At 71.4% G+C, this 15,303-nt stretch carries 9 protein-coding genes; 4 read left to right on the top strand and 5 right to left on the bottom strand.

Features of this window, described 5'->3' with window-relative positions; all coding sequences use genetic code 11:
* The first annotated feature begins 72 nt into the window (after nucleotides 1-72).
* The gene (locus AC4D2F_RS00220; protein ID WP_490909045.1) at nucleotides 73-1,647 is read left to right on the top strand and encodes a LysM peptidoglycan-binding domain-containing protein; all 1,575 of its coding nucleotides are present in this window, start codon (nucleotides 73-75) and stop codon (nucleotides 1,645-1,647) included.
* Nucleotides 1,648-1,729: 82 nt separating this feature from the next.
* Nucleotides 1,730-3,901, top strand: a complete 2,172-nt coding sequence (pknB, locus tag AC4D2F_RS00215) for a Stk1 family PASTA domain-containing Ser/Thr kinase (RefSeq protein WP_490909044.1) — start codon at nucleotides 1,730-1,732, stop codon at nucleotides 3,899-3,901.
* A gap of 73 nt (nucleotides 3,902-3,974) precedes the next feature.
* On the opposite strand, the gene AC4D2F_RS00210 is transcribed toward pknB, so the two are convergent.
* Together AC4D2F_RS00210 and AC4D2F_RS00205 are read right to left on the bottom strand one after the other, a co-directional pair.
* On the bottom strand, nucleotides 3,975-5,357 hold the full coding sequence (locus tag AC4D2F_RS00210) for a class II 3-deoxy-7-phosphoheptulonate synthase (protein ID WP_258069602.1): 1,383 nt from the start codon (nucleotides 5,355-5,357) through the stop codon (nucleotides 3,975-3,977).
* Between the two features lie 150 nt (nucleotides 5,358-5,507).
* Nucleotides 5,508-6,377, bottom strand: a complete 870-nt coding sequence (locus AC4D2F_RS00205; RefSeq protein ID WP_490909043.1) for a lysophospholipid acyltransferase family protein — start codon at nucleotides 6,375-6,377, stop codon at nucleotides 5,508-5,510.
* Nucleotides 6,378-6,634: 257 nt separating this feature from the next.
* Here AC4D2F_RS00205 and AC4D2F_RS00200 point away from each other — a divergent pair, with 257 nt between their 5' ends.
* Nucleotides 6,635-7,222: a hypothetical protein gene (locus AC4D2F_RS00200; RefSeq protein WP_104164229.1), complete on the top strand. Its 588-nt coding sequence runs from the start codon at nucleotides 6,635-6,637 to the stop codon at nucleotides 7,220-7,222.
* Nucleotides 7,223-7,268: 46 nt separating this feature from the next.
* Here the strand turns inward: AC4D2F_RS00200 and AC4D2F_RS00195 are convergent, their stop codons facing one another.
* Nucleotides 7,269-8,273 carry an ROK family glucokinase gene (locus AC4D2F_RS00195; protein ID WP_104166543.1) on the bottom strand — a complete coding sequence of 335 codons (1,005 nt, stop codon included), beginning with the start codon at nucleotides 8,271-8,273 and terminating at the stop codon, nucleotides 7,269-7,271.
* Between the two features lie 213 nt (nucleotides 8,274-8,486).
* On the opposite strand from AC4D2F_RS00195, the gene AC4D2F_RS00190 reads away from it, so the two are divergent.
* A complete protein-coding gene (locus AC4D2F_RS00190) occupies nucleotides 8,487-10,295 on the top strand; it encodes an AMP-dependent synthetase/ligase (RefSeq protein WP_104164227.1) in 1,809 nt (602 codons plus the stop codon).
* A gap of 39 nt (nucleotides 10,296-10,334) precedes the next feature.
* On the opposite strand, the gene AC4D2F_RS00185 is transcribed toward AC4D2F_RS00190, so the two are convergent.
* The gene (locus AC4D2F_RS00185) at nucleotides 10,335-11,738 is read right to left on the bottom strand and encodes a mycothione reductase (RefSeq protein WP_490909042.1); all 1,404 of its coding nucleotides are present in this window, start codon (nucleotides 11,736-11,738) and stop codon (nucleotides 10,335-10,337) included.
* Between the two features lie 80 nt (nucleotides 11,739-11,818).
* On the bottom strand, nucleotides 11,819-15,241 hold the full coding sequence (locus AC4D2F_RS00180; RefSeq protein WP_490909041.1) for a pyruvate carboxylase: 3,423 nt from the start codon (nucleotides 15,239-15,241) through the stop codon (nucleotides 11,819-11,821).
* Nucleotides 15,242-15,303 lie beyond the last annotated feature (62 nt).

Here is a 15,303-nt window from a genome sequence, read left to right as displayed (position 1 = left end):
CCCGGACAGGAAGAGTCATCCCGGGGGCGTGCGTCCGCGCGGACTCATCCGCCAACAGACGAGGAACGAAACATGACTGCCCAGCGATCGAACGCACCGCTGAACGGCACCCGCAGGAAGGCCGACGGCGCGAGCCGGCGCGGCCTGAACGTCGCCGTGACCACCGCCGCCCTCCCCGCGGTGCTTCTCTCCTCCGTGGCCCTCGCCCAGCCGGCGTCGGCGACTCCCGCCGTGCAGGTCCCGGTCACCCGGCACCTCGGAGCAACGCAGACGGTCCTTCCCCCGCGGGCCGTCGTCCCGGCCGGCCTCGTCGCCGCGCAGATCCCCGCACAGAAGATCGCCGTCGTCGCGCAGACGGTGCCCGGCACCTACACCGTGAAGCCCGGCGACACCATCGGCGCGATCGCCAAGCGGTACGGACTCTCCACCGCGGCCGTCCTGACGCGCAACGGACTGACCGCGCGGACCGTCATCTACCCCGGACAGAAGATCAAGCTGACCGGTGGGTCCGTCCCTGCGGCGAAGTCCGCCCCCGCAGCACCGGCCGCCCCGGCCGCCGCGGCGACCTATGTCGTCAAGCCCGGCGACACCCTGGGTGCCATCGCCTCCCGCCATGGGGTGAGCCTGCAGAGCGTCCTCACGGCCAACAGGCTCTCGATGTCCTCGATCATCTACCCCGGCCAGAAGCTCAGCCTCGGCGGCAAGGCTCCCGTCGCCGCTCCCGCTCCCGCTCCCGTCAAGTCGAAGCCCGCACCGGCGCCCTCCCCGGCGGGCGGCACCTACGTGGTGAAGTCCGGCGACACGCTCGGAGCCATCGCCTCACGCAACGGCATCGGCCTGGATACGCTGCTCACCGCCAACGGCCTCTCGCGGTCGTCGATCATCTACCCCGGCCAGAAGCTGAAGCTCACCGGTTCCGTCACGCCGCAGGCGACACCCCCGAAGGTGCAGGCCCCCGCGCCCGCTCCGTCCGCCGGGTCCTACACCGTGAAGGCCGGCGACACGCTGGGCGCCATCGCCTCCCGGAACGGTGTGGGCCTCTCCGGCCTGCTCGCCGCGAACCGCATGAGCATGACCACGGTCATCTACCCGGGACAGAAGCTCACCATCCCGCGTCCGGGCGCCACGCCCGCCCCCGCCCCGGCCCCCGCGCCGACCGGCCTCGTGCCGTCGAGCTTCCTCGGGTTCACGTACCCGGACAAGGTCGTCGCGGACGCCAACGCGAACAAGGCCCTGCTCAACGCGCTTCCCGCGCCGTCGCAGGCCGAGATGAAGAAGATCGTCGCCGACACCGCACGCTCCATGGGCGTCGACCCGAGCCTTGCCATGGCGTTCGCCCATCAGGAATCGGGCTTCAACCAGCGCGCGGTCTCGCCGGCGAACGCCATCGGCACTATGCAGGTCATCCCGTCGTCCGGTCAGTGGGCGAGCGACCTCGTGGGGCGCAAGCTCAACCTCCTGGACCCGTACGACAACGCCACGGCCGGTGTCGCGATCATCCGCTCGCTCACCCGCACCAGTCCGTCGCTGGACATCGCCATCGCGTCCTACTACCAGGGCCAGTACTCGGTGCAGACCCGGGGCATGTTCGCGGACACCAAGCAGTACGTCGCGTCGGTCAAGGCCCTCCAGAAGACCTTCCGGTAGGTCGACGCCGGCCCGGTACCGGTGAGGGGGTGGGGCCGTGTGGTCCCACCCCCTTTTCGCTGCTCCCGTTTAGTATCGAAGGGTGCACCAGCAACGGAAGGACCCCCTCGAGGGAGCAACTGTCGACGGGCGCTACGTCGTCCATTCGCGGTTGGCCCGCGGGGGCATGTCCACCGTCTACCTCGCCACCGACCGCCGCCTGGACCGGCGCGTGGCGCTCAAGGTCCTGTACCCGCACCTGGCCGAGGAGGCCGGCTTCATCGACCGCTTCGAGCAGGAGGCGAAATCCGCGGCCCGGTTGTCCCACCCGCACGTCGTGGGCGTGCTGGACCAGGGCGTGGACGACGTCGACGGGCAGGACGTCGCCTACCTGGTCATGGAGTTCGTCCAGGGCCGCACCCTGCGGGACGTCCTGCGCGAGCACGGCCGGCTCACACCCCGCCATGCGCTGGACCTGCTGGACGCGGTCGTCGAGGGGCTGGCCGCCGCCCATGACGCAGGCCTGATCCACCGCGACGTGAAGCCGGAGAACGTCCTCCTCTCCGAGACGGGCCAGGTGAAGATCGCCGACTTCGGGCTCGCCCGCGCCGTGTCGGCGACCACGGGCACGGCGACCCTCGTGGGCACCGTCGCCTACCTGTCCCCCGAGCTCGTCCTCGGCCGGCCCGCCGAAGCCCAGAGCGACATCTATTCGACGGGCGTGATGCTCTTCGAACTCCTCACCGGGCGGCAGCCCTTCACGGGCGACACCCCCATCCAGGTCGCCATCCAGCACGCGCAGGCGGACGTGCCGGCGCCGTCCCGGTTCCTTCCCGGCCTGGCCGCGGACATCGACGAGCTGGTGCAGTGGTGCACCTCCAGGGATCCCGAGGACCGCCCGGTGGACGGGTCGGCGCTGCTCGGCGAGCTCCGTCACATCCGCGCGACGCTCACCGACGAGGAACTGGACTTCGCACCCGAGGACGCACCCCACGCCGTCCCGGAGCAGGATCAGCTCACCGTCGCCGTCGTCCCGCAGCTCCCGGACGACGGCGCCCGGACCGTGGCCCTGGCCCGGTCCGCGTGGGCTGCCGGGCCCGACGACGCCGCCGGGACCGGCCGCACGGAGGTCCTGCCCGGCGGGGCGAGCGAGGACCACCGCACCAGCGTCATCGGCAGGGACCGCAGCGCGACCCGGGTGATCGGAGCGATGCCCGCCGTCCCGCCGGCGTCGGGCCCGCTCGCACCGCCCGTGGAGAAGGAGCGGTCGGGCAGCACGGCCGCCGCGGCGGGCGGTCCCGGCGGACGCACCGCCCGCCCGCTGTCGAAGCGGCAGCAGGCGCGGGAGGCGCAGCGTCCGCAGAAGACCCTGCGCGGGCGGACCGGGCGGCGTTCCGTGCGGCTGCTCGTGGCCCTGCTGATCCTCCTCGCGGGCCTGGTCGCGGGGCTGGGCTGGGTCTTCGGTGCCGGGCCGGCCGGGGTCGTCACCCTGCCCGACGTCGCGAACGTCCCGCTCGGGGAGGCGCGGGCCGTCCTCGAGGACGAGGGGCTCGTGTCCGTGTCCACGGAGGAGGCCTTCAGCGAGGAGGTCCTCCCCGGCCTGGTGATCGGCACGGAGCCCGCCGCGAACACCGAGGTCCGGCGCTTCGAGCGCGTGGACCTCCTCGTCTCCAGGGGGCCCGAGCTGTTCGCCGTGCCCGACCTCGGCGGCCGGACGCAGGACGAGGCCGCGGCCGAGCTCGAAGCCGCCGGACTCGCCGTCGGCGCGCTGGGCCAGGAGTACAGCGAGAGCGTGCCGGCCGGCGTGATCCTGCGGCAGGACCCGGAGCAGGGCGCCGAGCGCCGGCGCGGTTCCGTCGTGGATCTCGTGATGTCCCTCGGCCCCGCGCCGATCGCCGTCCCCGACGTCGTCGGTCTCGCCGAGGAGGACGCTGTGGCCGCCCTCGAGGAGGCGGGACTCATGCCGGTCGTGGACGGGACCCGCGAGTACAGCCGGACGGTGCCGGAGGGCGCCGTCGTGGGCCAGAGCCCTTCCGGCACCGACGTCCAGCGCGGGACCGGCGTCACACTCACCATCTCCCGCGGTCCGCGCCTGGTGCAGGTCCCCAGCGTCTTCTCGCTGTCGGAGGAGCGTGCCGTGGCCGCCCTGGAAGCGGCCGGCTTCGAGGTGCAGGTCGACTACACCTTCGGCAGCCCGGTCCTCGGTCTGGTCGCCGGGCAGAGACCTTCGGGCGAACAGCCCGAGGGCACCGTCATCCGCATCACGGTCACCTGAGGCCCGGCTCCCCCACGAACGCCGGAGGCGGCCACCAGGGTGGCCGCCTCCGGTGTCGACGTGCGTCGGGACATCAGCTCTTCGAGAGCGCCCCCGCGACGAGGAACGCCATCTCGAGTGACTGCATGTGGTTCAGGCGGGGATCGCACACGGACTCGTACCGCTCGAGGAAGGCCTCCTGGTCGATCGGGTCGGCGCCGCCCAGGCACTCGGCGACGTCGTCGCCGGTCATCTCGACGTGCAGCCCGCCCGGGAACGTGCCCAGGGAGTTGTGCACCTCGAAGAACCCGCGCACCTCGTCGATGACGTCGTCGAAGTTGCGTGTCTTGTAGCCGTTGGGCGAGGTCACCGTGTTGCCGTGCATCGGATCGGTGACCCAGAGGACCTGCGCACCCGAGTCGGTGACGCGCTCCACGAGCTGCGGCAGCTTCTCGCGGATGTTCCGGGCGCCCATACGCGTGATGAACGTGAGCCTGCCCGGTTCGCGGTTCGGGTCGAGCTTGTCGATGAGCGCGAGGGCGTCGTCCCCCGACGTCGACGGACCGAGCTTGACGCCGATCGGGTTCCGCACCCGCGACAGGAAGTCCACATGTGCGCCGTCGATCTCGCGAGTGCGCTCCCCGATCCACAGGAAGTGCGCGGAGGTGTCGTACGGGAGGGAGGTGCGGGAGTCGATCCGTGTCAGCGCCCGTTCGTAGTCGAGGAGCAGGGCCTCGTGGCTGGCGAAGAACTCGACGCGCTTCAGGGCTTCGAAGTCGGTGCCGCACGCGTCCATGAAACGGACGGCGCGATCGATCTCCCGGGCGAGCGACTCGTAGCGGGAGTGCGCCGGATTGGCCATGAAGCCCTTGTTCCAGTGGTGGACCAGCCGGAGGTCCGCGAATCCGCCCTGCGTGAAGGCCCGGATCAGATTCAGGGTCGACGCCGACGTGTGGTAGGCCTTCACCATCCGGGAGGCATCGTGCCCGCGGCTCTCCGGGGTGAAGTCGTAGCCGTTCACCATGTCCCCCCGGTAGGCCGGCAGGGTGATGCCGTCACGCGTCTCGTCGTTGGAGGAGCGCGGCTTGGCGAACTGGCCGGCCATGCGCCCCATCTTGATGACCGGCAGGGAGGCGCCGTAGGTCAGGACGACGGCCATCTGCAGGATCGTGCGGACACGGGCACTGATCTTGTCGGCCGTCGCACCGTCGAACGTCTCCGCGCAGTCGCCGCCCTGCAGCAGGAAGGCCTTGCCCTGGGCAGCCGCGGCGAGCCGCTCACGCAGCACGTCCACCTCCCCGGCGAAGACGAGGGGCGGGAGGCTGGAGAGTTCCTTGACCGATGCCGAATAGACTCCCGGGTCCTGCCACGAGGGCTGCTGCGCTGCGGTCATCGAACGCCAGGCATCGAGGCCGGCAAGGGTGGACGAAGCGGGATCCGCGGTACGCGGGAGGACGGGAGCTAGAGAATCGGTCACACCCGAATTCTACTGGCTGGGCGACCACGGCCCGATTCGGCATGTCATGGCAGCCGCGCGCGGTGTCACAGAGGGACACCTCATGCAGGGGCGCCTCCGCGGAGGCTCCGGTGCCGCGCCTGCGCCGACCTGCGCTGACCTGCCGACGCGCTAGGCCGGGCCGGTCGTCCCGTCGCCCGGGGCGTCCTGGCCCTCGTCGGCCTTGCCCTGCGCATCCGAGGATGCACGGCCGACCTCGGTGACGGCGCCCGGTGCGGGGGTGCCGCCCTCGGTGCCGATCCGCACGGCGGCCCTCCGGGTGTCGGCGCCGGGCCTGGGCGCCTTCCGGCCGGCGGCCTTCTCCGCGGCGAGCCGCTCCTTGACGGTACTGGCATACGCGTCGACGTACTCCTGCCCGGACAGGCGCATCAGTTCGTACATGATCTCGTCGGTGACGGACCGCTGGACGAAGCGATCGTCCTCGAGCCCCTCGTAGCGGGAGAAGTCGAGGGGCTCGCCGATGATGATGCCGACACGGCGGATGTTGGGGATGCGGCGGCCGATGGGCTGCACCTTGTCCGTGCCGATCATCGCCACCGGGATCACCGGCACGCCGGTGGCGAGGACCAGCTTCGCGACGCCCGTCTTGCCCCGGTAGAGGCGCCCGTCGGGGCTGCGGGTCCCCTCGGGGTAGATGCCGAGGACGCCGCCGTCGTTCAGGATGTCCATCCCGGCGCTCAGCGAGGAGGACGACGCCGCCCCGCCCGAGCGGTCCATGGGCAGCTGGTTGGACAGCCGGAAGAAGAGCGCCGTCAGCCGGCCCTTGACGCCCTTGCCCGTGAAGTACTCGGATTTCGCGAGGAAGACGACGGGGCGGGGAACGACGATCGGGAGGAAGATCGAGTCGGAGAACGACAGGTGGTTGCTGACGATCACGGCCGGTCCCGAGGTGGGGACGTTGTCGAGTCCCTTGACCCACGGCCGGAAGAGGAGGTTGAGGATCGGACCGACGATGATCCGCTTCATCACCCAATAGAACACGCTGCCAGCCTCCCTGGATGGACGGTGCGGCACTCGGCAATGCCGCCCGCTTTTTCCTCTGGAAGCCTACTCTAAGGGTGCCGGCGTGACGGACGGCGTCACGAACCCGTGGCCGGGCAGTACCGACACGCTGGGAATCGGTTGACGTAGGGCCGTAGGGTGTCCACGATTGAACGAGCACGCCCACTGATGTCCGAAGATGCCGGGCGGAGATCCTCCGAACCCTGGCCGCAGCACGCGACGGCAGGTAGCAAAGTATGGGCCCCCGAGGGCAGGAACCGAACGAATCCACGGATGACGCCGTCTGGCAGGACCTCGTGGCGCGGCTGGAAGGCACGCCCACCGATCCCGATTCCCCCGCCGCGCCGCTCCGCGCGCGGATCGACGGAGCGCCCGCGCCCCGACCGGACGATCCCCACGGCCAGGAGCAGCCACCCTCCCGCGGCGCTCACGACGGCGCACATGATGCCGTCCGTGCGGCGGATGACGTCCCGGGTGACGCCACCGGGACCACCAGTCGCGAACGGGCGGAGGCCATCTTCCGCAACCAGCCCCTCCGCTCCACGGGACCGCGCGACTACGCGGCGCCGGACGACCCCGACGAGGACGAGGGGTTCACGCCGGAGGACCCGCCGCCGCTCGGATCGGGTGACCCGCTCACGGTCCTCGCCTGGATCGGCGCCGCAGGCGGACCGATCATGCTGTTCCTCATCGCCATGTTCTGGCGGACGGCCCCGATGGCCGTGACCCTCGGCCTGCTCGCGATCTTCCTCGCGGGCGCCGGATACCTGGTCACCAGATTGCCCAACCAGCGGGACGTGGGGGACGACGGCGCCGAGGTCTGACGCTCGCAGGCGTCGTCTGGCGGCCCTGCCCGTCCGCCCCGCTGCCTCAGGTGCCGCTGCGTGAGAGCAGCCGGGAGAGGTCCGCGGCTCCGATGAGCCCTGCGGCCGGTCCCAGCGCCGCCCGCTCGATCCGCGCCACGGGCCGGAAGCCCCGACCGGTCAGGTTCCTTCCGAAGGCACGCCGGGCCGGCTCCAGGAGGAGGTCCCCCGCCGCGCTCAGCCCGCCGCCGATCACGAACGTGCCGGGGTCGAGGGCGGCCGCCAGGTTGGCCAGTCCCAGCCCCAGCCACTGGCCGACGTCGTCGACGAGTTCCCGGGACGTCGGGTCCCCCTCCATGGCGAGCCGGGTGACGAGGGCCCCGGTGATCGCGCCGCCGTCGGCCGCCGCGGCGTCGATGATGCCCTGCGCCACGGGCGATTGCGCCGCAGCCAGCTCACGTGCCTCGCGTCCCAGCGCGTTGCCCGAGGCGTACTGTTCCCAGCACCCACGATTGCCGCATTCGCAGCGCTGCCCCTGCGGGACGATGATCTGGTGGCCGAACTCGCCCGCGACACCGTACCGGCCACGCTCGACGCGCCCGCCCATGATCATGGCCCCGCCGATGCCGGTCCCGAGAGTCACGCAGACCAGGCGGGACTCCCCGCGCCCCGCGCCGAACCGCCACTCGGCCCACGCGGCGGCGTCGGCGTCGTTCACCACCGTCACGCGCCGCCGGAGCAGCCTCTCCAGGTTGCGCCGCACCGGCTCGTTGCGCCATGCAAGATGCGGGCTGAACAGCACGGTGCTGTTGGACAGGTCCATCCAGCCCGCCGCCCCGATCCCGACCGAGCGGACGCGGTATTCCCTCGACAGTTCGCGGACGAGGTCGGTGACGGCCGCCTCGACGGCACGCGCGTCCTGGCCGGGTGTGGGCCTGCGCGCCTCGGCAAGGATCCGCCCGTGGATGTCGACCACGCCGGCGGCGATCTTGGTGCCGCCGATGTCCACCCCGACCGACAGGCCGCGGCGGGCGGGATTGGGGAAGGCGGTGCGGGCCGGCCGGGCGGCCATCGGTCCGGGGCCGCTCCACGGGAGGCCCGTCCCGGAGCGCAGCCGCCGGGCACGGGGGGTTCCCGGCTCGGGCATGATCGGCATGCGGTCCTCCTCGTCATGGCGGACGCGCGCGCACCCGTTACCGATTCGTACATTACTGGAGGGCGTTTCGGACAGGTAACCATATAGGGTGAAACCACCTCATCGTGGGGTGATATCAAAGGAGCTATCGTGCGCGACATCAGCGTCCCCGTCCTTGTCGACGTCCCCCGCCGGACGAACACCACGGATCTCGTGGTCCGGCAGGCGACCAAGCCGTCGAACCCGGCCCTGTTCGCCGTCAAGGGACCCTCGGGCGAGTGGGAGAACATCTCGGCCACCGAGTTCCGCCGCCAGGTCGAGGACGTCGCGAAGGGCCTGATCGCCTCCGGCGTCCAGGCCGGGGACCGCGTGGCCATCATGGCCCGCACGCGGTACGAGTGGTCGCTGGCCGACTTCGCGATCTGGTTCGCCGGCGCGGTGTCCGTCCCCGTCTACGAGACCTCGTCCCCCGCGCAGGTCGCCTGGATCCTCAGCGATTCGGGCGCGGTCGGGGCCTTCGTCGAGTCCGCACGCCACGAGGGCGTGGTCCGTGAGGCCGTGGCCCTGGAAGGCATCGGATCACTGCAGCACGTCTGGCAGTTCGACGGCGACGGCCTGGACACACTGCGGACGGCCGGGGTGGGCACGGACGAGCAGATGCTGTCCGACCGCCGGGCGTACGCCGGGTTGGACGACGTCGCCACGGTCATCTACACCTCGGGCACCACGGGCAAGCCCAAGGGTTGCGAACTGACGCACGGGAACTTCGTCGAACTGTCGGAGAACGCCGCCGCGGCCCTCCCGGAGGTGGCACGCGAGGGTGGGCAGACCATCATGTTCCTCCCCCTCGCCCACGTCTTCGCCCGTTTCATCTCGGTCCTGTGCGTGGCGGCGGGCGCCACGGTGGCGCACACGCCCGACGTCAAGAACCTGCTCCCCGACCTGCAGAGCTACCGGCCCACGTTCATCCTGGCCGTGCCGCGCGTCTTCGAGAAGGTCTACAACAACTCGATGCTCAAGGCCGAGGACGGCGGCAAGGGCAAGATCTTCCACGCGGGGGCCGATGTGGCCATCGCCTGGTCGAAGGCCGACCAGGCGGGGAAGGTCCCGCTGACCCTCAAGGTCAAGCATGCCGTCTTCGACCGCCTGCTCTACGGCAAGATCCGCGCGGCCATGGGCGGCCGGGTCGAGCACGCGGTGTCCGGCGGGGCCCCCCTCGGGGACCGGCTCGGGCACTTCTTCCACGGCATCGGACTCATGGTGCTCGAGGGGTACGGGCTGACGGAGACCACCGCTCCCATCACGGTGAACACGCCCAAGCGCATCAAGATCGGGACCGTGGGTGCACCCCTCCCGGGCAACGCGGTGAAGATCGCGGACGACGGCGAGATCCTCGCCAAGGGCGTCTGCGTCATGAAGGGCTACTACAACCGCCCGGACCTGACCGCCGAGGCCTTCCTGGATGGGTGGTTCCGCACCGGCGACATCGGCGAGCTCGACGACGACGGCTTCCTGCGCATCACGGGCCGGAAGAAGGAGATCATCGTGACGGCCAGCGGGAAGAACGTGATCCCGGCGATGCTGGAGGACGCGATCCGCGCCAACGCGCTGGTCTCCCAGTGCGTCGTCGTCGGCGACGGCCGGCCCTTCATCTCCGCCCTCGTCACGATCGACGAGGAAGCCCTCCCGGGCTGGCTGGACCGGCACCAGCTGCCGGCCGGCACCACCACGGCGGAGGCCGCCGAACACCCGAAGGTCCTCGCGGAGATCCAGGCCCTCGTGGACCAGGCGAACTCGACCGTCTCGCGGGCGGAGGCCATCAAGGAGTTCCGGATCGTCACGACCGACTTCACCGAGACCACCGGGCATCTGACGCCGTCCCTGAAGATCAAGCGGGCCCAGGTCCTCAAGGACTACTCGGACGTCGTGGAGTCCATCTACAGCAAGGCCGCCGTCTGACCGGACCGAGGTCCCGCCCCGGCGGGCGGGACCGCCGGGTCAGTCGACCCTGAGGTTCAGCAGCGCGTTCTCGACCACTTCGGTGAGGGCCGGGTGGATCCAGTACTGGCCCCGCGCCATCGTGTGCGCGTCCAGTCCGAAGGACATCGCCTGGATGACCGGTTGGATGATCATCGATGCCTCATGGCCGAGGATGTGGGCGCCGAGGATCCGGCCCGAGTGCTGCTCGGCGATGATCTTGACGAAACCGGGCGAGTCCTCCATCGCCCACCCGTACGCGGTCGAGCCGTAGTGCTGGACGGCCGTCACGACGGCCGTGCCCTGGGTCTCGGCGTACGCGAGGGCCTCTGCCTCCGTCATGCCGACGGTCGCCGCCTGCGGGTGGGAGAACACCGCGGCGGGCACGAACCGGTGGTCCCTCGCCCGCAGCGCCTCGGGATGCAGCAGGTTGTGGGCGACGATCTTCGCCTCATGGTTCGCGACGTGCTTGAGCTGGTAGGGGCTGCTCACGTCGCCGAGGGACCAGAGTCCTTCCACCGGCGTCCCGTTGCGCAGGACGCGCTGGAACTCGTCGACGGCGAGGCGCCCGTCGGCGTGCACGTCGAGCCCGGCTTCCGACGCCCCCAGGCGGTCGGTGTTCGGCGTGCGGCCGATCGCCACGAGCACGGCGTCCACCTCGAGGTCGGCGACCCCGGCCGGCCCGTCGAGCCGGGCGGTGACGCTGCCGTCGGCGTTGGCGGCGAGGCCGGTGACATCGGTGTTCAGCCGCAGGTCCCACCGGCTCGCGGCCTGCTCGGTGAAGGACTCCGACACGGTGTGGTCGAGGTGGCGCAGCATGCCGTCGGACCGGACCGCGAGGGTCACGCGGGTCCCGAACGAGCCGAACACGTGCGCGAACTCCGCCGCGATGTAGCCTCCGCCGATGACGAGCAGGCGCCGCGGCTGCTCGTCGAGGCGCATCACGGAGTCCGAGGTATGCACCTGGGGCAGGGTGATGCCCGGGATGTCCGGGAGCGTGGCGCGCGAACCGGCGGCCAGGACCAGCTGATCCGCGGTGACGACGTCCCCGCCCGGCGTCTCGAAGGACTTCTCCCCCGTCAGCCGGACGTACTCCTCGATGAGGGTGACATTCGCGAGCTCCTCCGCCCGGTACGTCCTCCCTCCCCTCGAGATGGCGTCGATCCGGGTGAAGACGCGGTCGCGGATGTCCTGCCAGCGCACCCCGTCCAGGGTGAGGTCCACACCGAGGCGCGAGGACTCCGCCGGCGCCGAGGCCAGCCCGGCGGGGTACACGAACATCTTGGTGGGGATGCAGCCCACGTTGAGGCACGTACCGCCGAAGGTCCCGCCCTCGACGAGCACCACCTTGCGGTCGTCCCATTCCGGGGAGATGAGCGTGTTGCCCGAGCCGGAGCCGATGATCGCGAGGTCGTAGTGGGTCACACCCGCAGTCTAGCGGCGGTCACGGCCGGGGCCGGGCGGGACCGCGGGCCGCGGGCTCCACCGCGACCCGCGGCCCCCGGTCAGGACGCCGAGACCACGAGCAGGAGATCGCCGCCCTGTGCGGGCGCGGGTCCTGCGAGGGCGACGCGCTGGACGGTGCCGGCCACGGGTGTGGTGATGCTGGCCTCCATCTTCATGGCCTCGATGGTGGCGACCGTGTCCCCGGCCTCGACGGTGTCGCCCTCGGCGCGGGTGACGGTCACGGACCCCGCGAACGGAGCGCCGATCTGGCCCGGGGTTCCCGGGTCCGCCTTCTCGGCCGCCGCGACGTCGCTGTGGACGCTCCTGTCACGCACGCTGACCGGCCTCATCTGGCCGTTGAGCGTGCACATGACGGTCCGCATGCCCTTCTCGTCGGGCTCCGAGACCGCCTCGAGGGTGGCGATGAGCCGGACGCCCTTCTCGAGCTCGATGACGTGCTCGGTGTTGGGCTGGAGTCCGTAGAGGTAGTCGGCCGTGCCGAGGAGGGAGACGTCCCCGTAGGTGTCGCGCGTGGCCCGGAAGTCCTTCGTCGGTCCGGCGAACAGGAGCGTGTTCAGCGCGGACCGGCGTTCCGACGGGGAGCCGGCGAGTTTCGCCTCGTCGTCGGCGGTGAGCTCGACGTCGCGCGGCTTGAACTCGCGGCCCTGCAGGGCCTTGGTGCGGAAGGGTTCCGGCCAGCCGCCGGGCGGGTTGCCGAGCTCCCCGTTGAGGAACCCGATGACCGAGTCCGGGATGTCGAAGGCCTGCGGGTTCTCCTCGAACTCCGCGGGGTCGGCGTCCCTGCCCACCAGGGCCAGGGCGAGGTCCCCCACCACCTTGGAGGACGGTGTCACTTTCACGAGCCTGCCGAGGATGCGGTCCGCCGCGGTGTACATGTCCTCGATCGCCTCGAACCGCTCGCCCAGCCCGAGCGCGATGGCCTGCTGCTTCAGGTTGGACAGCTGCCCGCCGGGGATCTCGTGGCGGTAGACGCGGCCGGTGGGCCCGGGCAGCCCGGACTCGAACGGCGCGTACATCCGGCGCACGGCCTCCCAGTACGGTTCCAGGGAGCAGACCGCGTCGAGGTCCAGGCCGGTGTCCCGGGGCGTGTGCGCCAGGGCTGCGACGAGCGCGGAGGCCGAGGGCTGGCTGGTGGTGCCGGCCAGGGCGGCGCTGGCGACGTCGACGGCGTCGACCCCTGCGTCCACGGCCGCGAGGAGCGTGGCGAGCTGGCCGCCGGCGGTGTCGTGGGTGTGGAGGTGGACGGGAAGGTCGAAGCGTTCCCGCAGGGCGGTCACGAGCTGCGCGGCAGCGGCCGGGCGGAGCAGACCGGCCATGTCCTTGATGGCCAGGACGTGCGCGCCGGCGTCGACCATTTTCTGCGCGAGGTCGAGGTAGTACTCGAGCGTGTAGAGCCTCTCGGCCGGGTCGAGCATGTCGGAGGTGTAGCAGAGGGCTACTTCCGCGACGGCCGTCCCGGTCTCCCGGACCGCCCGGATCGCGGGCTCCATCTGCGTCACGTCGTTGAGGGCGTCGAAGATGCGGAAGATGTCGATGCCGGATGCGGCGGCCTCCTGGACGAACGCCGTCGTCACCGCCTCGGGGTACGGCGTGTAGCCGACGGTGTTCCGCCCGCGCAGCAGCATCTGCAGGCAGATGTTCGGCACCTCGCGGCGCAGCGCGTCCAGGCGCTCCCACGGGTCCTCGCCGAGGAAGCGGAGCGCGACGTCGTAGGTGGCCCCACCCCATGCCTCCACGGACAGCAGCTCCGGGGCCAGCCGGGAGACGCTCGCCCCGGCGGCGACGAGGTCGCGGGTCCGGACGCGGGTGGCGAGCAGGGACTGGTGGGCGTCCCGGAACGTGGTGTCCGTGACCGCGACGGCGGTCTGCTCGCGCAGCGCCTTCGCGAAGCCCTCCGGACCGAGCTCGAGCAGCCGCTGCCGGCTCCCGGCCGGCGGGGCGTCCGCGTCGGCGCCGCGCCGGTCCTCGGGGAGCTGTGGCAGCTTCTCCCGGGGGTCGAGGTGCGCCGGCCGGGCGCCGTTGGGCTGGTTGACGGTCACGTCGGCGAGCCAGGTGAGGAGCTTGGTGCCGCGGTCGGCGGGCACCCGCGCCGTCAGGAGCTCGGGGCGTTCGTCGATGAACGACGTCGCCACGTTGCCCGCGATGAAGTCCGGGTCGTCCAGGACGGCCTGCAGGAAGGAGATGTTCGTCGACACGCCACGGACGCGGAACTCCGCCAGGGCCCGCCGCGCCCGGGTGACGGCCGAGGGGTAGTCCCGGCCCCGGCAGGTGAGCTTGACGAGCATCGAGTCGAAGTGCGGGCTGATCTCTGCACCCGCGTAGACGGTGCCGCCGTCGAGCCTCACCCCGGCGCCGCCGGCGGACCGGTAGGCGGAGATCCTGCCGACGTCGGGGCGGAACCCGTTCGCGGGATCCTCCGTGGTGATGCGGCTCTGCAGGGCGGCGCCGCGCAGGGTCACGGTGTCCTGGCTCAGGCCGAGGTCGGCGAGGGTCTCCCCCGCGGCGATCCGCAGCTGGGACTGGACGAGGTCGACGTCGGTCACCTCCTCGGTGACCGTGTGTTCGACCTGGATGCGCGGGTTCATCTCGATGAACACGTGCCGGCCCGCCCGCTCCCCGACCGTGTCCACGAGGAACTCGACCGTGCCGGCGTTCACGTAGCCCAGCGCGGTCGCGAACTTCACGGCGTCGCGGTGCAGCGCTTGACGGATCGACTCGTCGAGGTTCGGAGCGGGCGCGATCTCGATGACCTTCTGGTGCCGTCGCTGCAGGGAGCAGTCGCGCTCGAAGAGGTGCATCACGTTGCCTGTTGCGTCCGCGAGGATCTGCACCTCGATGTGGCGTGGGCGGAGGACCGCCTGCTCGAGGAACATGGTGGGGTCCCCGAAGGCCGACTCGGCCTCGCGCATCGCGGCCTCCAGCGCCTCGGGCAGCGCCTCGGGCGTGTCCACGCGGCGCATCCCGCGACCGCCGCCACCGGCGACCGCCTTCGCGAACACGGGGAACCCGATCTCCTCGGCCGCGGCGATCAGCTCGGCGACGTCGGCGCTCGGGCGGGACGATGCGAGGACGGGGATGCCGGCCGCGCGGGCGGCGTCCAGGGCCTTGACCTTGTTCCCGGCGAGCTCCAGCACGTCGGCGGGCGGTCCCACGAACGTGATCCCCGCCTCTGCCGCGGCCCGGGCGAGGCCGGGATTCTCGGACAGGAACCCGTACCCGGGATAGATGGCGTCGCAGCCGGACTCCCGGGCCACGCGGATGATCTCCTCGATGTCCAGGTAAGCCCGGACCGGGTGGCCCTCCTCGCCGATGAGGTACGCCTCGTCGGCTTTCTGGCGGTGGATGGAGTTCCTATCCTCCTGCGGGAAGACCGCGACGGTCTTCGCCCCTACTTCGTGCCCGGCCCGAAAGGCCCGGATGGCGATCTCGCCGCGGTTAGCTACCAGAATCTTCGAGAACATCGCACTCCTGCATCCTTGCCGGTCGGGTTCTTCACGGTGGCTCGATCCTACCCGTGGGGCAG

This window comes from Arthrobacter sp. TJ-263 (assembly GCF_058269155.1).
This window is presented reverse-complemented; position numbering and strand designations above follow the sequence as displayed.